Annotated in this window: 21 protein-coding genes; 6 read left to right on the top strand and 15 right to left on the bottom strand. The window is 31.4% G+C overall.

The features are described 5' to 3' along the window. Positions 1-3: 3 nt before the first annotated feature. The 3 genes from ACHRVL_RS01160 (at position 4) to ACHRVL_RS01150 (ending at position 2,676) form a co-directional block, all read left to right on the top strand. On the top strand, positions 4-1,488 hold the full coding sequence (locus tag ACHRVL_RS01160) for a peptide MFS transporter (protein WP_395409692.1): 1,485 nt from the start codon (positions 4-6) through the stop codon (positions 1,486-1,488). 48 nt (positions 1,489-1,536) lie between these two features. Continuing rightward, positions 1,537-2,004 (top strand): thioredoxin family protein, encoded by a 468-nt coding sequence (locus tag ACHRVL_RS01155; protein WP_395409691.1) that lies wholly within the window; start codon positions 1,537-1,539, stop codon positions 2,002-2,004. Positions 2,005-2,223: 219 nt separating this feature from the next. After that, complete coding sequence (locus ACHRVL_RS01150) at positions 2,224-2,676, top strand: hypothetical protein (protein WP_089052517.1); 453 nt, start codon at positions 2,224-2,226, stop codon at positions 2,674-2,676. 19 nt (positions 2,677-2,695) lie between these two features. On the opposite strand, the gene ACHRVL_RS01145 is transcribed toward ACHRVL_RS01150, so the two are convergent. The 5 genes from ACHRVL_RS01145 to surE are packed head-to-tail and all read right to left on the bottom strand — an operon-like array spanning position 2,696 to position 7,478. After that, the gene (locus ACHRVL_RS01145) at positions 2,696-4,732 is read right to left on the bottom strand and encodes a ComEC/Rec2 family competence protein (protein ID WP_395409688.1); all 2,037 of its coding nucleotides are present in this window, start codon (positions 4,730-4,732) and stop codon (positions 2,696-2,698) included. A gap of 53 nt (positions 4,733-4,785) precedes the next feature. Next, complete coding sequence (locus tag ACHRVL_RS01140) at positions 4,786-5,271, bottom strand: C40 family peptidase (protein ID WP_395409686.1); 486 nt, start codon at positions 5,269-5,271, stop codon at positions 4,786-4,788. A gap of 10 nt (positions 5,272-5,281) precedes the next feature. Next, positions 5,282-6,397 (bottom strand): lipid-A-disaccharide synthase, encoded by a 1,116-nt coding sequence (gene lpxB / locus ACHRVL_RS01135; RefSeq protein WP_395409685.1) that lies wholly within the window; start codon positions 6,395-6,397, stop codon positions 5,282-5,284. Positions 6,398-6,433: 36 nt separating this feature from the next. Further along, a complete protein-coding gene (locus ACHRVL_RS01130; protein WP_395409682.1) occupies positions 6,434-6,706 on the bottom strand; it encodes a hypothetical protein in 273 nt (90 codons plus the stop codon). After that, a complete protein-coding gene (gene surE / locus ACHRVL_RS01125; RefSeq protein WP_129023911.1) occupies positions 6,699-7,478 on the bottom strand; it encodes a 5'/3'-nucleotidase SurE in 780 nt (259 codons plus the stop codon). The genes ACHRVL_RS01130 and surE overlap by 8 nt, the downstream gene beginning before the upstream one ends. Before the next feature lie 212 nt (positions 7,479-7,690). Between surE and ACHRVL_RS01120 the strand changes: the two genes are divergently transcribed. The 3 genes from ACHRVL_RS01120 to glsA all read left to right on the top strand — a co-directional run bounded on the left by ACHRVL_RS01120 (position 7,691) and on the right by glsA (position 11,827). Continuing rightward, positions 7,691-9,877 (top strand): carboxy terminal-processing peptidase, encoded by a 2,187-nt coding sequence (locus ACHRVL_RS01120; RefSeq protein WP_395409680.1) that lies wholly within the window; start codon positions 7,691-7,693, stop codon positions 9,875-9,877. Positions 9,878-9,977: 100 nt separating this feature from the next. Next, a complete protein-coding gene (locus ACHRVL_RS01115) occupies positions 9,978-10,757 on the top strand; it encodes a DNA/RNA non-specific endonuclease (protein ID WP_395409678.1) in 780 nt (259 codons plus the stop codon). 44 nt (positions 10,758-10,801) lie between these two features. Then, positions 10,802-11,827, top strand: a complete 1,026-nt coding sequence (gene glsA / locus ACHRVL_RS01110) for a glutaminase A (protein ID WP_395409677.1) — start codon at positions 10,802-10,804, stop codon at positions 11,825-11,827. A gap of 63 nt (positions 11,828-11,890) precedes the next feature. Here the strand turns inward: glsA and rpe are convergent, their stop codons facing one another. The 10 genes from rpe to ACHRVL_RS01060 all read right to left on the bottom strand — a co-directional run bounded on the left by rpe (position 11,891) and on the right by ACHRVL_RS01060 (position 23,981). Next, positions 11,891-12,553 carry a ribulose-phosphate 3-epimerase gene (rpe, locus tag ACHRVL_RS01105; protein WP_395409675.1) on the bottom strand — a complete coding sequence of 221 codons (663 nt, stop codon included), beginning with the start codon at positions 12,551-12,553 and terminating at the stop codon, positions 11,891-11,893. 249 nt (positions 12,554-12,802) lie between these two features. After that, positions 12,803-13,666, bottom strand: coding sequence for an RNA polymerase sigma factor RpoD/SigA (locus ACHRVL_RS01100; RefSeq protein ID WP_007804760.1), 864 nt, complete (start codon positions 13,664-13,666; stop codon positions 12,803-12,805). Positions 13,667-13,812: 146 nt separating this feature from the next. Further along, positions 13,813-15,600 carry a hypothetical protein gene (locus ACHRVL_RS01095; protein ID WP_395409673.1) on the bottom strand — a complete coding sequence of 596 codons (1,788 nt, stop codon included), beginning with the start codon at positions 15,598-15,600 and terminating at the stop codon, positions 13,813-13,815. A 16-nt stretch (positions 15,601-15,616) separates the two neighbouring features. Next, positions 15,617-16,822, bottom strand: coding sequence for a DUF4249 domain-containing protein (locus tag ACHRVL_RS01090; RefSeq protein WP_395409670.1), 1,206 nt, complete (start codon positions 16,820-16,822; stop codon positions 15,617-15,619). Positions 16,823-16,827: 5 nt separating this feature from the next. Then, the gene (locus ACHRVL_RS01085) at positions 16,828-19,611 is read right to left on the bottom strand and encodes a TonB-dependent receptor domain-containing protein (protein ID WP_395409668.1); all 2,784 of its coding nucleotides are present in this window, start codon (positions 19,609-19,611) and stop codon (positions 16,828-16,830) included. After that, positions 19,612-20,358: a hypothetical protein gene (locus ACHRVL_RS01080; RefSeq protein ID WP_395409666.1), complete on the bottom strand. Its 747-nt coding sequence runs from the start codon at positions 20,356-20,358 to the stop codon at positions 19,612-19,614. Positions 20,359-20,593: 235 nt separating this feature from the next. Beyond that, on the bottom strand, positions 20,594-20,845 hold the full coding sequence (locus ACHRVL_RS01075) for a hypothetical protein (protein WP_089052531.1): 252 nt from the start codon (positions 20,843-20,845) through the stop codon (positions 20,594-20,596). 196 nt (positions 20,846-21,041) lie between these two features. Further along, positions 21,042-21,788 (bottom strand): LytR/AlgR family response regulator transcription factor, encoded by a 747-nt coding sequence (locus ACHRVL_RS01070; RefSeq protein WP_395409664.1) that lies wholly within the window; start codon positions 21,786-21,788, stop codon positions 21,042-21,044. Between the two features lies 1 nt (position 21,789). After that, positions 21,790-23,517: an ATP-binding protein gene (locus tag ACHRVL_RS01065; protein WP_395409663.1), complete on the bottom strand. Its 1,728-nt coding sequence runs from the start codon at positions 23,515-23,517 to the stop codon at positions 21,790-21,792. 71 nt (positions 23,518-23,588) lie between these two features. Further along, positions 23,589-23,981, bottom strand: coding sequence for a hypothetical protein (locus ACHRVL_RS01060; RefSeq protein ID WP_395409661.1), 393 nt, complete (start codon positions 23,979-23,981; stop codon positions 23,589-23,591). Positions 23,982-24,054: the final 73 nt, after the last annotated feature.

Below are 24,054 nucleotides of genomic sequence, written 5' to 3'. Positions count from 1 at the left end.
TAAATGGAACAGAAGATTACTTTAGAGGAAATTCAAAATTTTAAAGGCAATTATCCAAAGCAATTGTGGTACTTGTTTTTTGTCGAAATGTGGGAGCGTTTTTGCTTTTACGGAATGCGGGGGGTTCTTGTTATTTTTATGGTAGATCAGCTTTTTTTAAAAGAAGATCACGCTAGTTTACAATATGGTGCAATTCAGGCTTTTGTATATGCATTTACTTTTATTGGAGGTATTTTTGCTGATAAAGTTTTAGGATTTAAAAAATCATTGTTTTTTGGAGGAATCGTTATGATTCTTGGAAATCTTTTGATCGCTGTTTCGCCTCACGATTTCTTTTACTATGGTATTGCATTTTCTATTATTGGAACAGGTTTTTTTAAGCCAAACGTTTCATCAATGGTAGGAGAATTGTATCACGAAAGTGACGGACGTAGAGATGCTGGTTACGGAATGTTCTATGCCGGAATCAATGTAGGAGGCCTTTTTGGAGGTGCTTTATGTGTTTATTTAGGGAAATATTATTCTTGGCAATTATGCTTTTTGTCAGCCGCAATAGTAATGTTTTTAGGGTTGATTACATTTTTGTTTACTAAGAAATATTTAGGACCAATTGGAGATTCTCCATTGTTGAATTTAGAGCCTGGTAAAAGACGAATTCGCGAAATAGCAGTATATGCTTTATCAATTTTAAGTTTACCATTTATTTTTATAATGGTTAAAAATACTGACTATACAGATTATTTCATGTATACAATTGGTATCGTTGCGGTTTTGTATTTTGTATATGAATTGCTTAAACTTGGAGATGTAAAAATGCAAAAGAAACTCTTTGCAGCTTTCTTATTTGTATTTTTCTATTTCTTGTTTAACTCAATTTATGAACAAAGCGGTGGTTCATTATCTCTTTTTGCGAAAGACAACTTGAATAATAAATTGTTGTTTTTTAATATTGACCCAAATGTTGTCAATAATAGTTCAAATACCTTTTTTGTAGTCGTTCTAAGTCCGCTTATTGGATTGTTGTGGATTTGGTTGGGGAAACGAAAAATAGAGCCAAATACATTAATTAAATTTGGAATAGGATTTTTGTTTCTGGCAGCCTCTTTCTATATCTTCTATCTTACTAGATTTTTTGCTGATTCAAAAGGGATAGCATCACTAAACGTGTTTACTTTAGCTTATTTAGTAACAACAATCGGTGAGCTTTGTTTAGGGCCTATTGGAATGTCGATTATTACAAAATTGTCTCCAAAAAGATTGTTCGGAATGATGATGGGATTGTGGTTTTTAGCTAGTGCTTTTGGTCAACTGGCAGCAGGAAAGTTAGGAGCTGAAATCTCAAGATCAAATACAGGAGATACTTTAGTTTCTAAATTACAGTCTTACACAGAGGGTTACTATCAATTGGCAATTTATTCGCTTATTGCAGGAGTTATTTTGATTGCTATTTCTCCAATAATTAGAAAATTAATGCAAGAAGTTAAATAGTTAATTATTATTGACTTTTTGATTAAATTTGTCAAAAAATAAAAGAACATGAAAAAGATATTCTTAATAACATTGTTTTTAATTGGTGCATTTGTAACTCAAGCCCAAGAGTTAAAGTGGTACACAGATGTAAAAGAAGCAATTACAGTTAGTAATAAAGAAAAGAAACCAATGTTGATGTTCTTTACAGGCAGTGATTGGTGTGGATGGTGCATTCGTTTGCAGAACGAAGTATTGAAAACAGCTGAATTTAAAAAATGGGCTTTAGACAATGTTGTTTTGGTAGAGCTTGATTATCCAAGACGTGTTCCTCAAACGCCAGAGTTAAAAAATCAGAATAATGAATTGCAGCAGGCTTTTGGAATTCAAGGATTTCCTACGGTGTTTTTTACCAGCGCAGAATCTAAAGACGGAAAAGTTAATTTTAAAGGTCTAGGAAAAACAGGTTATGTTGCCGGTGGTCCATCGGCTTGGTTAACTGTGGCTGAAGAAATCGTTCATCCTAAAAAGTCTTAAAAAGAGAAAATAGATTTCTATAAATAGAAACTCCTTACAGTAATGTAAGGAGTTTTTTTTATGTATAAGGAAAAGATTTTCATTTTGGCAGTAATTAGTGCTTTATTGTTTAAACATGGATTAAAAAACATATAATGTATTTTTTGTGTTTATTAAATTTGGATAATTAAAATATTATGTTAATTTCGTCACGCTATACTAACCAAAAACCAATCTACTATGACTAAAAAATTACTTATCCTACTATTTTTTTTAGGTTCATTTTTTATGCAGGCGCAAAATCTCGCTTGGCGGACAAACATGACAGATGCCATTGCAATCAGCAATGAACAAAAAAAACCAATGTTAATTTTATTCACTGGTGCAGGTGTACCAGAAAATTTACAAAATGAAATTTTTAAAACCCCAGATTTTGCTGTTTGGTCTCGAGATAATGTAGTTTTGGTAAAACTAGACCTGTCAGATTCTTCAGCTTCAGCTACTGACAAAGAGCAAAATATTAAACTGAAAAATGCTTTTGGCGTTGAAGATCTTCCTGAAGTTTGCTATGCAATAGCTTCAATAAGAAAAAATAAAACAACTTTTAGTGCTTTAGGCAAGATTGCTTACAAGCCCGGCGGTGCAAAAGCATGGATCGCTGAATCTAATAATATTTTGCACCCAAGTGAATAGTGAATTTAATTAAGTTTTCTTAGTTTAATTTGTAGAATCCCTTTTCGGCAGTAGCATGAAAAGGGATATTTTTTTTAGCACAGCTTGCCTCCCATATTTTTTGAATTTTGTATGAATTTGAAGCGTCAGCCACAATGATTTTGGGATGAAGATGTGCTAAAATTCGATCAAGATTTATTTTTGGAGATTGTGTTAGAATTAGTATATCGGGTTGTAATTTATCAACGTAAATTCCTGTGCTGTCTACAATGAGAATTTTTTTGCCATTAAAAAACAAAGTGTTTTTAATTTTTTTTGGTTCACTCAATATTCCAAAATTTCCCACTAAATAAGAATTAAGTATAAAGTTTCTTGTATTAGGTTTTAAAATAGTATCTGCAGCATAAAATGTAATATTTTTTCCTGCCCTCGTGGTTATCAACGTACTTTTCTTTACGTTGTAAACAATTAATTCATGTTGACCTGCGATTTCTTTTTTAGTATAAATTAAAGACAACTGCAGTAAAACTATGGATAGTGCAAACGCGGTAAAATGAGTAAAAGTTCTGTTTTTTGACCAAATAATACAGCTGATAATTAGAAAATAAAGAGAAAATAGATAATAGGAGTTAAAGCTTATATTTTGAAAAACAAATGATTCAAACGATGCAACATAATGAATTGTTTGGTTTAAAAGATAAATGCTTTTTTCAAAGATTTCAACAAGAAACATTGGCGGACTTATAAAAATGGCAATTATCATAACGATTATGCCAGCAATCATTATGAAAGATAATATGGGCAGAATAACAATGTTGGTTACAAAAAATAAACCCGGAAATTGATGAAAATAATAAAGACATAGAGGCAGAGTGCCAATTTGAGCAGCAAAAGAAACGGTTAATGCATCCCAAATATAAATTGATATTTTGTTTTTAGGAGTCCATATTTTTTTTAGTTCCGGTTGAAGCCAAACAATAAACAGCAACGCTAAATAACTCAATTGAAAACCAACATCAAACAAAAAATAAGGTTCAAATAGTAATATAAGTAAAATTGAAACTAGGAGAGTATGATAAATATTTCCGCTTCGACGCAAATGATTGCCTATTGCTACAAAAGAAAACATGACAACCGAGCGCAGCACCGAAGGCGATAAACCAGAAATTATCGCAAAACCGGCTAATGATATTAAAATTGAAATTAATTTAATGGCAGAACCTTTGCGAGTATTAGGAATAGGTTTTAAAACAAAAGCAATAAACAGCATTATAAAACCAACGTGTAAGCCAGAAACCGAAAGAACATGTGTCGCTCCAGAATATTGATAATCTTTAATTATATCTGATGAAATTTCTTGCTGCTGACCTAGTATTAATGCAAGCGCAACATTCATTTCGTCTTTATTAAAATGAGCGCTTTCAAGATTTTTTAGAATAGTTGAATGCAAGCGTCCGCAATAATACCAAATGTCTTTTTTGATTGTTTTGCTTACTGAGATTTCTGACTTCTCACAATATAATTGCGCATATATTTGTTTGTCTGATAAGTATTTTGAATAATCAAATTGATTCGGATTTTTATTAGAAGGAGTTCGCTGTATAGTGGCTTTTACTCTAATTATATTTCCTATAATCAAAGGATTGCGTAAGCTGTCTTTTTGAATATTTACAATTATTTTACCTGAATAAATGTTGTTGTCAATTTCTTTGATGAGCCCAATGTAACGATCACTATAATTGTTGCTTTTGAGTTTTTCGCGAAGTATAAAAGTTATAAAGTGTGGTTTTTCGAATGCAGTTTTTGAGTGCGTATAATTCGACTTGTCAAAAGAGTCAGTGTGAAAAATCAGCACGCATATTCCTGTAGATAATGAAATTAGATAAGTGCCTAATCCAAAATAAATGTTTGTTTTTTTGTTGTTTTTTGCTGCAAAATAAAGCAGACAAAATAAAATCGTGCTAGAAAGAAGAAATGTACAAGCGGTTAAGATAGAAGGCTGGCAATAATAAGAGATTATTATACCCAAAATAAAGCATAACGTAATTTTAACTAAAGGAAAATCTAATACTTTCATGGTTTAAAAGTATTAAATTTATGTAAGAAAAAGAATATAAATAGGTTAAAAAGTTATTCTATTACTCGATTGATTTGTACAAAGGAATTTTGATAATATGGTTCTTTGGTAGATGAAATTATAACACCTTTTGAAGTAGAAGAATGTACAAATTTTATTTCATTTGAGCTGACTTCAACAATTAATCCTACATGATTAATTTGTCTGCTTCTATTGGTCTTAAAAAATATTAAATCACCTTTTTGGGCATCATTAAATTTTATTACGGTTCCAATTTTAGCCTGCTCAAAAGAACTTCTAGGAAGTTTTATGTGTTCAGATTCGAATGTTGTAAAAACTAATCCAGAGCAATCGAAACCACTTTTTGTTGTACCTCCTGCTTTGTATTTAACACCAATATTGTCCGTTGCAATTTCAATTAAATTATTTACAACATATCTATTTTCTCGTTTCGATTCTTTTTTGTTCACAGCAGTAGAGGCAGATTTACAAGAAGTAAACAGCACAGTTAAAAGAAGGAAAATGAGTAGTTTTTTCAAAATAAAAAATTTAAGCTTTTAAATCAGCAACAATAAGTTTAGCTGTTTTTTTACTGGCACCAACTCCGCCAAGTTTTTCTTCTAAAATATCATAGTTTTTAAGCAATTTGGTACGATAAGAAGGTTCAAGTAATTTGTTTAATTCTTCTTTTATGCGTTTTGTATTGCATTCACCTTGAATTAATTCAGTTACAACCTCTTGATCCATAATTAAATTAACAAGCGAAATGTATTTTAAAGTAATGATGCGTTTTGCAATTTGGTAAGAGATAGAATTTCCTTTGTAACAAACAACTTCTGGAACTTTAAAAAGTGCTGTTTCTAAAGTAGCAGTTCCCGAAGTTACTAAAGCAGCTGTAGAGGAACGAAGTAAGTCATATGTTTTGTTTGAAACAAAAGCTATGTTTTTATTTTTTATAAACTGTTGGTAAAACTCAAAATCTTGACTCGGTGCACCAGCAATAACAAATTCATAATCTTGAAAATCGTCAACAACGCTCAGCATTACACTCAGCATTTTTGTTATCTCCTGTTTACGGCTTCCTGGTAAAACGGCAATAATTGGTTTTTCGCCTAAATTATTTTCTGTTCTAAACGCAATTTCATTAAAAGAAGGTTGATTCTGAATGGCATCAATCAAAGGATGTCCCACAAAATCAACAGGAAAATGATGTTTGTCTTCATAGAAACTTTTTTCAAAAGGTAAAATAACAAACATCTTATCAATATCATGTTTTATGGCATTGATTCGGTTTTCTTTCCAAGCCCAAATTTGCGGCGAAATATAATAATGTGTTTTATAGTTAAGAGCTTTGGCCCATTTTGCAATACGCATATTAAAACCTGGGTAGTCAATAAAAATTAAAACATCAGGCTGAAATTCAGAGATATCCTTTTTACAGATTTTAATATTATTCAATATGGTTTTTAGGTTAAAAATAACTTCAACAAATCCCATAAAAGCCAACTCGCGATAATGTTTTACTAATGTTCCGCCAGCCTTTTGCATTAAGTCGCCGCCCCAAAATCTAATGTCGGCTTGAGGATCTTCCTCATACAATGCTTTCATTAAATTTGAACCGTGTAAATCTCCAGAAGCTTCACCAGCTATTATGTAGTATTTCATGTTGACCAATTTTTATTGCTGCGCAAAGATAGGTTTTTAAATAATTAGAGTTGAAATTGCTAAAACAATCACCGCCAAAATTACACCTCTTGCCATTATTTCTTTGTTTCTGTTTAAAAGAATTAGAAAAACCGCAAGATCTAAAGTGGTGCCAATAGTAATTACTTTTCCTAAATAACCTTGCTGTTTAATCGTTTGAATTCCTGTTGAAAGATCAAGTGATGTAAAGGTTTTAATGAATAAAAGACTTCCAAGAATAGAAGTCAGGATCCCAATAATAAATCCAATAATAAAATCTTTTTTATTCATTTAAATTCCAAGTATTAAGTTGCTGCATCGAATGATGAGCGGTTAAATCAAATTGTACCGGAACAACTGATATGTATCCGTTTTCTAAAGCCCATTCATCTGTATCTTCGCCTTTATCTTCATTTACAAATTTACCCGTAAGCCAGTAATAATCTTTTCCAAAAGGAGTTTGTCTTTTGTCAAATTTTTGAGAATAAAAAGCTTTCGCCTGACGACAGATTTTTATTCCCTTAATTTCTTTTTGACTTAGTTTTGGAAAATTTACATTTAAAACCACACCTTCTGGCAGTTTGTTAGCCAGAGTTTCTAAAGTTATTTTCTTCACAAAAGCTTTAACAGGTTCGAAATCAGCATTCCAGTCAAAATCTAAAAGAGAAAAACCAATTGCTTGAATCCCTTCAATTCCTGCTTCAACAGCAGCGCTCATAGTTCCAGAATAAATCACATTAATAGACGAATTAGATCCGTGATTGATTCCTGAAACGCATAAATCTGGCTTTCTTTTTAGAATTTCATTTACCGCCAGTTTTACACAGTCAACAGGCGTTCCAGAACAGCTGTATTCTGTAATTGTATCTTCATCTTTAGAAATTTTGTCTAAAAATAAAGTGTTATTTATGGTAATAGCGTGTCCCATGGCACTCTGAGGTTTGTCTGGAGCAACAACAACAACATCGCCAATTGTTTCCATTACACTTATCAAAGCCCTTATTCCTGGAGCAAGAATTCCGTCGTCGTTTGTTACTAATATTAAAGGTTTTTGAGTACTCATGCTGTGATTTGTATTTTTAATTTATCAAAATTAAAGCTTCTTAAAACAAATGTAGTAACAGATTTTGGTAGAATACTAACAAATAAATAAAAATTGTAAACTAAATTCGGGAAGACTTTTGCGCATCAAACATTTTTATATCTTTAACAAAAAATTATAGTGAACTTGGCATGTTGGCATAGTTTTTACCGTAACTTAGATTAAAAAATTTGATGAATGCTATTATTAAGTTTATGAAAAGAAATTATAAAATCCTTATAGCCGTATTATGCTTGTCTCTGACCTTGTTTGCTTTTAAAATAAATGCAGACAAATCTGGCGATCCGGATCCAAATAGAGATAAAACACTTCTGGAATTACTAGCGTTTGTTATTGAAAAAGGACATTACAGCCCGGCTGAAATTAATGACGAATTCTCTAAAGGTATTTTCAAAGATTATATCGAAGCTTTAGATCCTTCTAAAAGGTTTTTTCTTCAATCAGATATTGATGGGTTTAAGCAGTATGAATTAATGCTTGACGATCAGTTTTTGAATAAAGATTTGACGTTTTTTAATTTGACGTACACGAGGTTGATGAAAAGAATGGAAGAGAGTAAAAAACGTTACAAAACGATTTTAGCACAGCCATTTAATTATAACACTGACGAGACTTTTAATTCAGATTATGAGCATCTTCCTTATGCGAAAAACTTAACAGAGATTAATGAAAGATGGAGAAAACAAATTAAGTTATCTACACTTTCATCGCTTGTTACAAAGCAGAAAATTGAAGAAGAGAAAAAGAAAAAAGATCCAGCTTACAAAGAAAAAACGTTTGAAGCTTTAGAGAAAGAAACTCGTGACAGCTCATTAAAATCTTTAGATGATAACTTTAGTGTTATTAAAGATTTGAATAAAGATTATTGGTTTTCAGTGTATTTGAATTCAATTATGGCTCGTTTTGATCCGCATACAAGTTATTTTGCACCAGAAGAAAAAGATCGTTTTGATGTAAATATTAGTGGAAAATTAGAAGGGATTGGAGCAAGATTAACTAAGAAAAATGATTTCACACAAATCGATGAATTAATTTCTGGCGGACCTGCTTGGAAAGGAAAACAACTTGAAGCAGGAGATTTGATCTTGAAAGTAGCTCAAGGAAATGAAGAGCCGGTAGATGTAGTTGGAATGCGTCTTGATGATGTTGTGAAAAAAATTAAAGGACACAAAGGAACTGAAGTAAAACTAACAGTTAAAAAAGTCGACGGAAGTATTAAGGTTATTTCGATTATCAGAGATGTTGTCGAAATTGAAGAAACTTATGCAAAATCTAGTATTGTTGAAAAAGACGGATTAAAATACGGGGTTATTTATCTGCCTAAATTTTATATCGATTTTGAAAACAAAGACGGCCGTGATGCAGGAAAAGATATCGCTCTTGAAGTAGAAAGATTGAAAAAAGAGAACATAAACGGAATCGTTCTTGACGTTCGTGATGATGGCGGTGGATCTCTTTCTACAGTTGTTGATATTGCTGGTTTATTTATTGAAGAAGGGCCAATTGTTCAGGTAAAATCTGCAGGAAAAAAGAAAGAAGTTTTATACGATAAAGATAAAAAAATAGAGTGGGACGGACCATTAGTAATTATGGTAAACAGCTTCTCTGCATCGGCTTCTGAAATTTTGGCTGCGGCAATTCAGGATTACAAACGTGGTGTTATCATTGGCAGCAAACAAACTTATGGTAAAGGAACAGTTCAAAATGTACTTGATTTGAATCAGTTTGTTCGTAACGCAAATTACGGAGACTTAGGAGCATTGAAAATCACAGGGCAAAAATTCTATAGAATTAACGGAGGTTCTACACAATTAGAAGGTGTTCACAGCGATGTTGTTATGCCAGATCGTTATGCTTACCTGAAAATGGGAGAGCGCGATATTGACAATGCTATGCCGTGGGATAAAATTGATCCAGCTGATTACAGCATTTGGACTTCTAACGAGAACTTTACTAAAGCAATTCAAAATAGTAAAAACAGGATTGCACAAAGTCCTCAATTTAAATTAATTGAAGATAATGCGAAATGGATTGATGTTAAAAACAAAGAAAACACATACAGCTTGAATATTAAGAGTTTTAAAGAAACTCAAGAGCAAGTTGAAAATGAAGGAAAAAAATACAAACCAATTTCTGATTATAAAAACAACTTAGTTTTTAAATCACTTCCTTATGAAGAAGCTGAAATGAGCAGCGATGCAGCTTTGAAAGAGAAAAGAGATGTTTGGCATCAAGCTTTGTCTAAAGATGTTTATGTTGAAGAAGCTTTGAATGTTTTAGATGATTTACAATCACCAAAAGGTTATGTGAAAAATACAGTTTCTCCAAAAATGAAAAAGGATAAATTGGTGAAATCTTAGTTCTCGATAGAATTAATTTGTTATTAAAAAACGCTCCATAGGTTTAAAATTTATGGAGCGTTTTTTGTAAGTTTATTTTAAAAATAACGACTGTGCTACAATGAAGAATTATATTATTTTAGGTTTATTGGGGATTACATTATTTGCTTGTAAAAAAGAAAATACCGATGAAAACGAAACTATTCAGAAACAAACTTCTTTTGCTCCAGTTCAAAATGTGACAGATTCTTTGTATACGGCAGTTTATTTGCCAACATCGACAACCAATCAAATTGTAAAGCACAAATATTATACATTATCTTATAGTGAAAAGTTCGAGCAGGCAGAATGGGTTGCGTATGAATTAAAAAAAGATTATTTGAAAAATGGGGACTTTAAACGTCCTTATTTTATAGAAGATCCTAAAGTTACTACAGGTTCTGCAGACTGGAGAAATTATAAAAAATCGGGTTACGATAAAGGTCATCTTTGCCCGGCAGGAGATATGGAATTTAGTGAAGAAGCTTATAATGACACTTTTTATACATCGAATATTTCTCCTCAAAAACATGACTTTAACAGCGGAATTTGGAATAGATTAGAGCAAAAAACACGTTATTGGGCGGGGAAATATAATGATATTTATGTTGTCACTGGCGGAATTTTGAAAGATTCGGATAAAAAAATAGGAACAGAGAAAGTTTCTGTTCCTAAATATTTTTATAAAATTGTCTTAGCTAAATCAGGGAAAGAACATAAAGCAATTGCTTTTCTGGTTCCTAATGAAGACAGCGACAAGTCAATTTATGATTTTGAAGTTCCTATTGAAACTTTAGAGAAAATGACCGGAATTGACTTCTTTCCGAATTTGAAAAACTTAAAAAGCGGTAAGGATTTTTAATTAAATAATGTCCTGTTATAAATTAATATAGAATACAAATAAGAATGCAGTTTTTTAGAATAAAGAAGCAAATGATTTTTGTTGGTTTAATGATCGTTTCTATCATAAACCAAGGCTATAGCCAAACATTACTGAATAAAAAAAATATAGAAAATACACTTAATGAAGCCTTTGATAAATTTAAAGATTTAAAAGAAGGAAAAAATGCAGACTATATTAAAGAGCTAGCCAATGTGGATCCCAATATTTTTGGCATTGCACTTGTTACTGCAGACGGAGCGGTATACACAAAGGGTGATATAACCTCAATGGTTTCAATTCAAAGTATATCGAAAGTATTTACTATGGCAAAAGTAATTGAACAAGAAGGGCCTCAGTTTTTGCAGGACAAAATAGGTGTGAATGCGACTGGGCTGCCATTTAATTCTATAGTCGCGGTAGAAATGAATAAAGGGGGTAAAATTAATCCTCTTGTAAATCCTGGAGCTATTGCGGCCACAAGTCTTATTAGAGGTAATGATTCTATAGAAAAATGGAAAGAAATCCAGAAAATTCAGAGTGATTTTGCGGGAAGACAGCTTTCTATAAATCGTCCAGTTTATATAAGTGAGGCTGGTGATAATTTGCGTAATCAAGCCATTGCACATTTGTTATTGGCTTATAATAGAATATATTTCGATCCGATAGAAGCAACAGATATTTATACGAAACAATGCGCATTGAATGTAAATGTAAAGGATCTTGCTACAATGGCGGCCACATTGGCAAATGGAGGTGTTAATCCTATCACAAAGAATAAGGTGGTTAGTCAAACGACTGTGATGTACACCTTGCCTGTAATGGCAACTGCGGGTCTTTATGATAATTCTGGAATTTGGCTGTTTAATTCTGGGCTTCCGGCAAAGAGTGGTGTTGGAGGAGGTATATTGGCAGTGTGTCCTGGTAAATTTGGAATTGCTGTTATTTCGCCGCCATTAGATAACTCTGGAAATAGTTTGAAAGCTCAGAAAGTTATTCAGTATGTTGTAGAGAAACTTAAAGCAAATCCTTATTGGATTGATCCTAAGTAGGCTTTGGGTAAAAAAAGAAAAGTCCAAAAATAATTTTGGACTTTTCTTTTTTTCTTTTAAAATTTAAAAAGTAGTAAGGATTTTTAAGTCGGCAATTGTCAGAGTTGGATTTTCGGCTTTAAAAACAAAGCTTCCCGCTACTAAAACATCTGCTCCAGCTTCTACTAGTTGTTTTGCATTTTTATTCGTTACACCGCCGTCAATTTCGATAATTGTCGAAGCGTTTTTGCGTGTAATTAAAGCTTTAAGCTTTTTGACTTTATCATACGTGTTTTCGATAAACGATTGACCTCCAAAACCAGGATTTACACTCATGATGCAAACTAAATCAATATCATTGATTACATCTTCTAGTAAATCAATATTAGTATGCGGATTGATGGCAACTCCTGCTTTCATTCCTTCTGCTTTAATTGCTTGAAGTGTTCTGTGTAAATGTGTGCAAGCTTCGTAATGCACGCTTAGAATATTAGCTCCTAAATCAGCAAAAGTTTTAATGTAACGATCTGGATCAATAATCATTAAATGTACATCGATTGTTTTTTTTGCGTGTTTTGAAATTGCTTCTAAAACAGGCATTCCAAAAGAAATATTCGGGACAAAAACGCCATCCATTATATCGATGTGAAACCAATCAGCTTGACTGTTGTTGATCATTTCGATATCGCGTTGTAGATTAGCAAAATCCGCTGCAAGAACAGAAGGGGCAATAAGTGTATTTTTCATTTTGTAGTTGTGTGTTGTTTTATACAAAGGTAGATTTTAACCGCAAAGTGCGCAAAGAATTACGCAAAGTTCGCAAAATAAAATAAAAAACTCCGGTAATCAGCCGGAGTTTCAATCATCAATCAAAAAACGAACAGTCAATCAAACTGTTGTTTGCTTTAATACCAATATACGAAATTTTGAAACAAATTCCAAGCTCCAATAATTTTTTGGAATTTGGAATTATTTGTATATTGGAGTTTTGGGTGATTACCCAAGATAAGTTTTAAGAATTTTACTTCTTGAAGTATGTTTTAATCTACGGATTGCTTTTTCTTTAATCTGACGAACACGCTCACGAGTTAGGTCGAAAGTTTCTCCAATTTCTTCTAAAGTCATTGGGTGTTGATCGCCAAGACCAAAATACAAACGAACAACATCAGCTTCTCTTGGAGTTAATGTTTCTAATGAACGTTCAATTTCAGTACGTAATGATTCGTGAATTAATTCTCTGTCAGGGTTTGGAGATTCTCCAGAACGTAAAACGTCATAAAGGTTAGAATCTTCACCTTCTACAAGAGGTGCATCCATTGATAAGTGACGACCAGAGTTTTTCATAGACTCTTTTACGTCATTTACTGTCATGTCAAGTTCTTTTGCAATTTCTTCAGCAGAAGGCGGACGCTCGTTAGATTGCTCTAATAACGCATACATTTTGTTGATTTTATTGATAGAACCAATTTTGTTTAATGGTAAACGAACGATACGAGATTGTTCTGCCAATGCTTGAAGAATCGATTGACGAATCCACCATACAGCGTAAGATATAAATTTAAAACCACGAGTTTCATCAAAACGTTGAGCCGCTTTAATAAGACCTAAGTTTCCTTCATTAATTAAATCAGGAAGAGTTAATCCTTGATTTTGATATTGTTTAGCAACCGATACAACGAAACGCAGGTTGGCTTTTGTTAATTTTTCTAATGCTCTTTGATCACCTGCTTTAATTCTTTGTGCTAATTCTACCTCTTCATCAGCGGTAATTAGGTCAACTTTTCCGATTTCTTGTAGATATTTATCTAACGATGCAGTTTCACGATTGGTTACCTGCTTGGTGATTTTAAGTTGTCTCATGTTATTTGTGTCCTCAATTTTTAAGTGTACAAATGGTTATACGTTTGAAGATGCAAAAAGGTTACAATTAAATGAAAATAATTTTATTTTTTTTTAGTAATTAGATCAAAAAAAAATCGGTTCAAGAATTGAACCGATTTTTATATTTATTTTACTGTAATGTTTTTTGTAATATAGACAGGTTTTCCTTCATCTGTGAAACCTTCTAAAACAACTTCAAAGTCGCCTTTAAGATCTGAAGTGTAGAAAGATAGGATTTCTTCGTTTTTTTCTAAAGATAAAGTTGGCTCCCAAAGCAATTGGTATCTATAATCTGGAATTCGTTTTAAATTATTTCCCGAACTATAATCAGGGTTATAATAAATTTTTGCAGGATTTGGTCTTTGAACTTCAGTTGGCTTCATGTATTTTTTGACAAAATTTATAGCAAAGTCACTGTTTTTGGTTTCAAAACTTATTAAGCCTCCGTATAATTTTGGACCATAAGCATAAGGTTCATTAATAAGGCTTACTTTGTCTACATTTCCCATATTATAATCAAATAAATCACTTGAATCTTGTATAAGAAGACCGTCGACAATTATCAAAGGCGGTCCGTAAGAGGTTAGGTCTTTATGACCATTTCGTACAAACAATTGATTTTTATCGTTAACACGTCTATAATAAAGTTCTAATATGATTTCTACAACATTCTCCTTTAGGGTTGGGAAGCGAGTATAGTCATCAAGAACATATGTTTTTTCGATGCTGTTAAAAAACGGACTGATAACTGCTTCTTGTATCAAGCTGTCTTTTTTCGTTTGATAATAGGCGTTTTGAATCTGACTTGCAGTAGAGCGTTCTTCAATATCTTTTTTAAGATCTTCTGTTAGATTGAGTTTTGATGAAAATTGCAGTCCTGAAGTATCAAGTTTTGGTAATGGATCTAAAAGCACGGTGAAATCTGACGGGTTTTCATCGAGAACCTGAATAATCGCATTTGAGAAATTTGGAAATTGATCTAATAAGAACGTGAATTTTCCCTGAGAGTTTGTTTTAACTATTTTTAAAACATACTCTTTCCCAGGAAGCGAAATTGACAATGATTTATTATTTAAATCTTGATTGGTTTTTGATACAATTGAACCAGTAATTAATTCTGCTCGAAGTTCTGGAATATATAAAAACGAACTAGGAGAATAATCGCTGTAATTTCGGGCTGTTTTTTTTACAAATTCTTGCGGAGTTGTTTGTTTTAAAGCAGGAATTTGATCTTTCTTTCGAACAGAAATAGAATAATTTCCTTTTTGGGTTATTTCAGTAAGTGATTTTACTTTAATGCTCGCTTTATCTCTTGTGTAATAACTGTTTTTGTCTAGTTCAAAATCGATTCTTTTTTCGTTATCTAGATTTGAATCTGTTGAGATGTTAGCTGATGATACACTGTTTTTCAGTGTATTGTCAAAAGTTACATTAGCATTAGGTTCTTGGGTTTGAAATGGATTTATGATGAATAAATCTATTTCATATGTTTGAGATTTCGGATTGTTTAACATCCATTTTGTATAGGCAATTAACTTGTAATTTCCTGTTTTTAATGTTGTTGGTATAAAATAATCCCCTGTTCCAATTCCTTTGTCAAGATAAACTTTGTTTTTTTGAAATGATTGTTTCTCATTATCAACAAGTTCAATATAAGCTATTTTGCTTATTAAACTTGGTTTGTTATTGATAGGGTTCAAACAATATAATTTGTAGAACAAAGTTTCTCCAGTTAAAAAAGTTGTTGTATTCGAATGAAGAAAAATAGTTTCTTGTGATGATTTGGTTAATGTGCTATTTTTATTTTGCTGCGCAGAGACAAATAGGCTGTTCGCAATCAAAAGTGTTAAAACCAATAATTGTTTAATTCTTTCCAAAATGTATGTCTGGTTATAGATTAATAGTTGTTTCATAGATGATAAAAAAGAATTATTCTATCCAAAAAGTTGGAACTAAGTTAGATGAAAAAGTAGTGCAGTCACCACAAGGTGCTTTTACCAAAAAGTATTTACTTTCATGATCCCATGAAAACAGAGTTCTGCCTTTGCTTCGAAGGGAGGAACGTAATATTTGGCCTGTACAAGGAAGGTCTCCTGGACAATCGATGTATTCTTTTAGATCACAATCTTCTATATAGTAAGGAGGTAAGTTATCATTCGGAAATAAATCTTTATAGTTGAAGTAAATTCTATCTGAAGAAACGGCCGAAACTTCAAAAAAGCCAATTACTTTCTCATTAGGATTTTCTACAGATTTCATATTACCATAAAAGAATCCAGGCTGTTTTGGCGAAAGAATACTTTCAGATGTAGATAATTCTCTCAATGTTTTATAAAAAGTATAAGCGGCTAAATTTTGAACATACTGTTTTACCATAATAGTATAACGATGTGAGATGATGTAATTTTGATCGCTGATAAAACGAACAGGATAGTGTACACGATCTTCGCTTGAGGTGCTAGTGTTATTAAGAAGAATAGCATCAGAAGTTTTAGAAGAATAACATGTTTTAACTTCTTTGACTCTATTAGTTACTACAATGACTTCTCTTTCTGGAGTAGTAGGAGTTCCTGGTATTACATTTATATTTGCCTCTTGATAATACCACATAGGCGCTATGATTTTGTACGTCTCAGTATATTCATATCTATAGTATTTCGAAGTATTGGCAGGATCGTAACTATTTACATTTATTTGAACTCCACGCTGTCCATCAACAGTTTCGACAGTTGCAGTCATATTGTCAATTTTAGTTTCTGTAGTTAGAAGCTGTTCATCAGAAGTATAATTTTTTCCTTCCCTTGTTTTAATGTTTAGTTTGTACTTTGTTCCAGGCATTGCTTTAAACGGTGTAAGCGAAACATAGAGGCTGTCGTTTTCTTTGAACTGATACTCATTGCCTTTATCATCTGTGATAAAAACATTAGCTCCTTTTTCAAATCTAGGACCGGTTTCTTCTAATTGATAAACTTGAGAAACTTTTATAGTTTGATTTTTAAGTTCGTTTGTGATTGTTCCTTCAACAACTAGTGCGCTTTCAAAATCGGTAGTTTTAAAAGCATATTGTTCTGTACAGCTTGTTATGGCAAGCGATAGAAGAAGAAAAACGGAGATTTTTATTTTAAAATATTTCATAATTATTAAAACTTGAAATTATAAGTAATACTAGGAATTGGAACAGAGAATATTGAAGTTTTGTAGGCTTTAATTTGTCCTTTATCGGTTACGAAAAATACGGAATAAGGATTATTTCTGCCTAAAACGTTATAAACTGAGATGTTCCAGAAGCTATGAGTTAATTTTTTTATTTTATGATTTCCTTCAATGTTTAAACCTACATCTAATCTATAGTAATCAGGAATTCTAAATTTATTACGATCGCTGTAAACGGTATATTGTGCATTTCCGTAATCATACTTTCCAACAGGATACGTTATTGGTCTTCCGGTTTGATAGATGAAGTTACTAGAAAAACTATATCGTTTTGTGATTCTATAGTTTAAAACCGCACTAAAATCATGAGGTTTGTCAAAATTAGACGCAAAGAACTTACCGCCATTTACTTTCTCTTCATTAAATTGAGAATTTAGTCTAATTAATGATCTAGAGTATGTATATCCAAGCCATCCGTTAAGTCTGCCTACTTGTTTTTTTAATAATACTTCGATTCCATAAGCTTTACCATCTCCTTGAAGAAGTTCGGTTTCTATATTATGATTTAATAACAAATCAGCACCTACTTTATAGTCTAAGATGTTTCTTGATTTCTTAAAGTAACCTTCTACACTTAATTCTAACTCATCATTTTTTAGATTCTTATAAAGACCTAGCGAAAATTGCTGAGCACTTTCGGGCTTTACATTTAAATCTGAAAGCTTCCAAATATCAGTTGGAGATTGTGTAGTGTTGTTTGATAAAAGATGGATGTATTGATACGTTTTGTCATAACTGGCTCTGACAGAAAAATCGTCTGTTATAAAATAGCGGGCAGCAACTCTAGGCTCAAATCCGCCATATCTTTTAATTACTTCGTTATTGCCAAATGTTTTAGTTTCTACTACAGTAGCATCACTTATAGGAAGATTTTCGTCATAAACCCTTTGAGTAGATTTTCCTAATGCTGCAAATGATGAGTATCTTAAGCCAAAATCGACTAAGAATTTATCTGTAACTTTAAAATTATCGCCAACGTAAATTGCAGATTCTAAACCTCTTTCTTTATCTATTTCAATAGGAACTAGGATAGATTCAGGATTTTTAGGGTTCAGATATCCGGGATTAATGCCGTATAGTTTAGTTGAAATTCCGTAACTAATTTTATGCTTTTCGCTGTATAAGTAAATCATTTTTAAAGCGGCCTGCGTATCATTGATTTTATAGCCAAAATCAAAAGCATTTACACCGTCAGGCTGATAATCTATATTAAAACGATACTCACTATTGGTAAAGAGAAGTGAACCTTTGTTTTTCTCATTAAATGTGTGATTCCATTTTAAAGTTGCTAGTCGATTGCTGTATTTATATAGAGAGTCTGATGAAACGCTAAATTTATCGTGGCTGTAATAAGCAGTAGCCTCTATGTCATTATTGGCGTTTATTTTATGATTATATTTCAAAATGAAGTCATAGAATGATGCCTGACTATTTTTTAACTTCTCATCATCTAGACTTTTTAGAATCCAATTAGAATAACTGGCTCTTCCTCCAGCAACAAGGCTTGATTTACCTTTTACAATAGGTGTAGAAATCATTACATTGCTTGTTGCAGGGCCAATTCCAGCTTCACCTTCAAATTTATTGAAATTTCCAGTTTTTGAAGTTATGTCAAAAACAGATGATAATCTGCCTCCAAATTCAGCAGGAATACTTCCTTTATAAATATCTACTTTTTTTGTTGTGTAAGGATTTAATGCTGTGAAGAAGCCAAAAAAGTGCGATGGATTATATAAAACGGCATTGTCTAACAAAAATAGATTTTGATCTTCTTTTCCTCCTCTTACATTATACCCAGAAGAACCTTCTCCAGATGTTTTGATCCCCGGCAGTGTCAATGCTACTTTTAGAATGTCACGTTCGCCAAGAACTAATGGAACATTTTTAATTCCTTCAGCATCAATAGTTGTAACCCCTGTAATTGCAGCTTTTGCATTTTTACTTTTATTTGTATTAATTAAAACTTCGTCGAGCTGATTTATGTTGTCAACAACCATAAAATTAAGGGTGCCGTCATTGTAAACCATTATTTTTTTAGACACTTTATCGTAAGCAAAAGTTTCTGTTTCAACAGTGCTGATTCCTGGCGGCACTTGCAGTTTATAATGCCCGTCGTTATCGGTAATAGTTGAAAATTCGGTATTTGGAATTTTTACTACAATGTTTGCAATTCCGCCTTTATTTTTACCGCCCCTAACGTATCCTGAAAGAATATAACTTTTCTTTTTTTGGTTTTTTACTTCTTTACCAATAAGTATAATATCCTTAATGTTTTTGTTAGGATTACGAGAATTTGTTTTTTTTACCGAGTCAAATTGCTGATAAAAAACAGGAGCAAGAGCTAAACCATTTTCATCTCTTTCTAGTGGAATTCCAAAGTAATCGTCTGCCAGCTCATTATATATGATGCTGTTATTGGTTAATATGACTTTATTTTCGGCAACAAAAAAGTTGATGTTAGTGTTTTGAAAAACATCTTCAAGTAATTCAGCTATACGAACTTCTTTATACTGTTTTGTAATAGAAGTGCTGTCAGATTCTAACCATTTTTCGTCGTAGTAAAATTTAAAATATGACGTTTGTTCAATATTTTGAATTGCAGTTTTAATGTTAGCGTTTTTAAGTTCAACAGAAACTTTATCACTAATGACTTGTGATTGTATATTGTATTGAAAGGCTAATAAAAAGAATAGGAGAGTAATTTTTTTCATTTAGTTAGAACTTTTTTTTAAAAAAAAATTATTGATTTGTTTCGTTAGATTTTCCATGTATTGAGTTTTATCTAATCGTGCTAACTTTCTATTTGCGTTGTAGTAATTATTAATTTCTTTTTTAATAGAAGGAAAGATTTTTTTTATATCTTTTTGTGAGTCAGCTTTGTAGAAAAATCCATTGTATTTTAGGAGATAATTTATTTTCTCAATAAAATTGTAATAGACTCCATCTGTCTGAAAAACTTCTATTTTTTCTTTATGATATTTAATGAAGAGTGAAACATCACTGCCAACATATTTTTCTTCGTAAATACCTTTTACGATATTTGGAAATTCAATGCTTTCAGATCTTAGATTGACGAATTTTTTATTATTGATGTAAAAAAAATCAACTTTGTCCTTAACAATATTCATAGCTAAGTTATCTGTTTGATCTTTATGCTTGAAAATTACCTCGTCTTTAAGGATATCGTATTTAAGATAAGAGTTGGAATAAATTTCTTTTTCAAAGCTTATATCTCCAACGGTGAATTCGTCGATATAATATCTGTGTTTATTTGGAATTGGACGAAGCGGCTCGCTGTGCAAAACTCCATTATTAATGTTTAAGTTGTCTTTTCCAACAGCATTGTCAAAATAATCATACAATGATGATTGGTCATTGGACTGACAATAGGAATAAGAGGTCGTGAGTAATGTGCTTAATATCAGTAGATATAAAGCCTTTTTTTGGTGATTTTTCAAAGGATTTTGTGGTTTTGATGATTTGTTTTTGATTGGAGCCAAATATATCAAAAAAAATATGTTAACCTTTTAGAATTTCTGTTAAATTGTGATAATTTATTTACTTTTTGTGATTTTGCAGAATATTATAACAATTTTTTTAAGACATACAACATAAATAAAAACCCTAATCAAGCTAATGAATAGGGTTTTTGGCATTAATGAATTGAGGGCAAATATTATCGTTTAAAGGAATTTATTCATAAGAATCATCCGTACTGTCTAGGATTTCATCAAATATCTTTTTTAATGATTTTAAATAAAGAGGAAATGAAAGTGCCAGCAATACATATTCTATTCTTAAGACAGTTATGTCGTCTAGTATTCGATATAAGCAGGGAATAATAATGACTAAAGAAACTGCGACCCCAATCCAAGGATTATTTATTATCTTTTTTATGGTTGGTAAAAGTTTCATTTCGGTTTTCTGATTTAATGTGATTCTCATCTACTTTTTTATTAGTTTCTTGATGTAAAAGTAATTTCGATTTCAAACTCTTATCTTAAAAATGTCATGAAAGCCGTTTTTCTTGTCATGAAAAGTGCGGTATTTGCTTTCGAAGGAATAATAGGCAGTAAAACAAAAAAAATCCTCTTGAAATAAAGAGGATTTTTGAGAGGTATATTTATTTTAAAAGTTTCAATTATGATAAAACGTTCATCTTTTTTATGAAATCTTTATAAGTGTCACTCAAGGTTACTTTATGATTTCCTTTTAAAATAATCAAATTGTCGGCAAGAATGATTTCTTCTATTTTTTCTGAATTTACAATTGTGTTGCGATGCGTTTTTATGAATTTGTTTTTATCTAATAAATCACTGATTTTGGTAAGCGAAATCAGGATTACAAATTTCTCCTTTTCAGTTATAATATTGCAGTAGCGTTCTTCAACTTCTATATAGAGAATATCAGTTAGAGCAACTTTTTTCAAGGTATTCTTTTTCTTGATAAACAAGAAGTCGTTACTGATTACAGTGTCTTGTTCTTCGCTCAAAAAAACATTCGTTTGTTCGTAAAACTTTTCAACAGCCATTTCTATAGCATATAGAATTTCCAGCTCGTTAAAAGGTTTCATTAAAAAACTAAAAGGTTTTGTGAGTTTTGCTCTTTCAAAAATCTGTCGGTCTTGCGAGCTTGTTAAAAACACAAATGGTTTCGATGCATTTGGAATTATATTAATTGATTCTGCAAAAGTAATTCCGTCTGGTTTTCCATCTAGAAAAACATCAATCACAATAATGTCGACTGTTTTCTCGTAGAAAAGTTGTAAAGCATCTTTAAAATTTCTTGCGACTCCAGCAATCGCATAATTGTTTTCCAGCAGTACTTTTATTAAAGCATCACTTTGTTCTGGAGTATCTTCTATAATTAAAACATTAATATTATCCATACTATTTTGTTTTAGGTAATCTCATTATCATTTTAGTTCCTTTGTTGATTTCGCTTTCAATAAAAAATGTACCGCCATTTTTTTTGATCATTTGTTTACATAACTGTAAACCTAGCCCAGTTCCAATAATTTCGGAGTTCTCTTTTTTAGATAATAAGTCATTATCTTGAAGTAATTCATCAATGCTATTTTGGCTCATTCCAATTCCAGTGTCCTCAATTATGACCTCGCAAAATTCGGAATCTATTTCTTTAGTGTAAAATTTAATTTCATCATTTTGATTGCTAAACTTAATAGCATTGTCTAATAAATTTCTGAATACAATTTTTAAGGAGTCAAGATCTACAAATAAGAAAATACTTTTAGAAACCAAATTTTCAAATGTTATTGCTTTGTCTAAAAGTAAAGGTTTGTAGTTGTATTCGATTTGTTGTATTATTGAGTATAAATGAACCGATTCTTTATGAAAATACAATTGTTTGGTTTGCAATAAAGCCCAATGTAATAAATTATCTAATAAACTGTAAGTACCGTTTGCAATGCTGCTGTTCTGGATGATTAATTGATTTAATTCATCGTAATTTTTAGTCTCTAATGTGGCAGATAATTTAGCATTACTGGTTTTTAATGCATTTACAGATGAACGTAAGTCATGACTGACGATTGAGAATAGTTGATCTTTGGCTGCGTTTAATTCATCAAGTTTGTTTTTTTGTAATAAAATGATTTTGCTGTTTTTTACTTTTTGGGCATAAAGATAAACTCCTCCGGTTAGAATTAACAGCAGTCCAATTGCAGAGAAAAACAAACCATTACGTTGTGAGTTTTTTAGTTTGTTCTCTATCTCTAGTACTTTTATTTGTTTTTGTTTTTCAGCAACGGCGAATTTTTTTTCATAATTTGCCAGTGCCCATACTTTATTTTGATTGTTGAGAGAATCTTTCCATTGTTCGGATTCTTTTCTGTATTCTAAAGCTTTTTTAAAATTACCTCTATTTTCTTCTACCATTGCCATGTTGAATGCTGTGTATTCTTTTTGATCGAAATCTTTTGTTTTTTTCGAAAGAACATATGCTTTTTCAAAATACGGAATAGCTTTTTTGTCTTGATACTGAACATAATATAAGTTAGCAATATTCATGTACAGTCCAATTAGAGAAAGAAGATCTTCTTCTTTTTCTTTTAATTTAAGGCTTTTAAAAAAGTATTCTTCAGCTTCAGAAAATTGATCAAGATGCAAATAACAAATTCCTAAATTAGAATAAATTGCACTGATTTTGTAATCTTCTTTTGGTAAAGCTGATTTTTGAACTTCTTTAAAGTAATATATTGCTTTTTTGTAATCTTTTAATTGCAGTGAAATCTGCCCAAGAGTTTTGTTGACTAATGGGTAAAATGAAAAGTCTTTAGAAATTAAATGAAGTTCAGTTTGTGCTTCTTTAAATAATGATAATTTGCTGTACCCGCATCCTCTAAAAAAACGACAATAATTTGTCAGTTCTTTATTACTGCCTAAACTAATTTGTTTTATGGAGTAAATTATGGTGGAGTCCCATTCTTTTTTTATAAAAAAATGTTGTGCTTTATTGAAATTAATTTCGTTTTTAAAATGTACCGCTTTTTTTTTAAGGATATCATTTAAGGCATCATTTGTAGATTGCACTTGAGCTGAAAGGGAGGAAAAGCTTAAAATAAATAAAAGGACAAGTACGAAATGAGATTTTGACATTACTTTATTTATTTAAAAAAGACATCTTTTGATAAGATCTAAAGATGTCTTTTGTTCGATTTTTTTATTAATTAGTCGTCCACTTTTGTTTTGGTACCTCTAGACGTTTCAGGGTCAAGATCTTTTAAGTAGGAAACAACTTCGGTAATATTTTTAACAGTATCTGAAGTATAATCTAGTTCAACGTACCAAACATCGCAGCTTTCTGGTGTTTCTTCAGAGAAGTCATAATCAAAGTAGATTTGCAATGTATCTTCCAATTCAGTCGGTTCTTCTACAGTTGGATTGTTAGGGTCTAGAGAGTTAATGTATAATGTAGCTCTAATTTTTAATGTTGGTACGCCGTTAGGCTCGTACAATTTTACCGAAACCAATGGTTTTACGGGATAGGTAACAGTTTCGGGGTGTTGGAAAATAAAATCGCTGGTATTAATTCTAGTGTTTTGTAGAACTTGATAGGCCATAATTATGGTTTTAGGATTAATTATTTGTTATTGGTAGTTAAAGATATTTTTTTATTTCAATATAGTGAGAAAA

Origin of the sequence: Flavobacterium sp. FlaQc-28, from assembly GCF_044007415.1 — a bacterium.
Classification (GTDB): Bacteria; Bacteroidota; Bacteroidia; order Flavobacteriales; family Flavobacteriaceae; genus Flavobacterium.
Note: the sequence above shows the minus strand (reverse complement) of the source record. Positions and strands in the feature narration are given on the sequence as shown.

Excerpts from the sequence above, each read along its gene's own strand:
- ACHRVL_RS01090 (WP_395409670.1), bottom strand. The coding sequence starts at position 16,822 with ATGAAATATTTTAAAATAAAAATCTCCGTTTTTCTTCTTCTATCGCTT.
- ACHRVL_RS01075 (WP_089052531.1), bottom strand. The coding sequence starts at position 20,845 with ATGAGAATCACATTAAATCAGAAAACCGAAATGAAACTTTTACCAACC.
- glsA (WP_395409677.1), top strand. The coding sequence starts at position 10,802 with ATGCAGTTTTTTAGAATAAAGAAGCAAATGATTTTTGTTGGTTTAATG.
- ACHRVL_RS01155 (WP_395409691.1), top strand. The coding sequence starts at position 1,537 with ATGAAAAAGATATTCTTAATAACATTGTTTTTAATTGGTGCATTTGTA.
- ACHRVL_RS01150 (WP_089052517.1), top strand. The coding sequence starts at position 2,224 with ATGACTAAAAAATTACTTATCCTACTATTTTTTTTAGGTTCATTTTTT.
- lpxB (WP_395409685.1), bottom strand. The coding sequence starts at position 6,397 with ATGAAATACTACATAATAGCTGGTGAAGCTTCTGGAGATTTACACGGT.
- surE (WP_129023911.1), bottom strand. The coding sequence starts at position 7,478 with ATGAGTACTCAAAAACCTTTAATATTAGTAACAAACGACGACGGAATT.
- ACHRVL_RS01085 (WP_395409668.1), bottom strand. The coding sequence starts at position 19,611 with ATGAAAAAAATTACTCTCCTATTCTTTTTATTAGCCTTTCAATACAAT.
- ACHRVL_RS01100 (WP_007804760.1), bottom strand. The coding sequence starts at position 13,666 with ATGAGACAACTTAAAATCACCAAGCAGGTAACCAATCGTGAAACTGCA.
- ACHRVL_RS01070 (WP_395409664.1), bottom strand. The coding sequence starts at position 21,788 with ATGGATAATATTAATGTTTTAATTATAGAAGATACTCCAGAACAAAGT.
- ACHRVL_RS01130 (WP_395409682.1), bottom strand. The coding sequence starts at position 6,706 with ATGAATAAAAAAGATTTTATTATTGGATTTATTATTGGGATCCTGACT.
- ACHRVL_RS01160 (WP_395409692.1), top strand. The coding sequence starts at position 4 with ATGGAACAGAAGATTACTTTAGAGGAAATTCAAAATTTTAAAGGCAAT.
- ACHRVL_RS01115 (WP_395409678.1), top strand. The coding sequence starts at position 9,978 with ATGAAGAATTATATTATTTTAGGTTTATTGGGGATTACATTATTTGCT.
- ACHRVL_RS01145 (WP_395409688.1), bottom strand. The coding sequence starts at position 4,732 with ATGAAAGTATTAGATTTTCCTTTAGTTAAAATTACGTTATGCTTTATT.
- ACHRVL_RS01065 (WP_395409663.1), bottom strand. The coding sequence starts at position 23,517 with ATGTCAAAATCTCATTTCGTACTTGTCCTTTTATTTATTTTAAGCTTT.
- rpe (WP_395409675.1), bottom strand. The coding sequence starts at position 12,553 with ATGAAAAATACACTTATTGCCCCTTCTGTTCTTGCAGCGGATTTTGCT.
- ACHRVL_RS01095 (WP_395409673.1), bottom strand. The coding sequence starts at position 15,600 with ATGAAACAACTATTAATCTATAACCAGACATACATTTTGGAAAGAATT.
- ACHRVL_RS01060 (WP_395409661.1), bottom strand. The coding sequence starts at position 23,981 with ATGGCCTATCAAGTTCTACAAAACACTAGAATTAATACCAGCGATTTT.
- ACHRVL_RS01120 (WP_395409680.1), top strand. The coding sequence starts at position 7,691 with ATGAATGCTATTATTAAGTTTATGAAAAGAAATTATAAAATCCTTATA.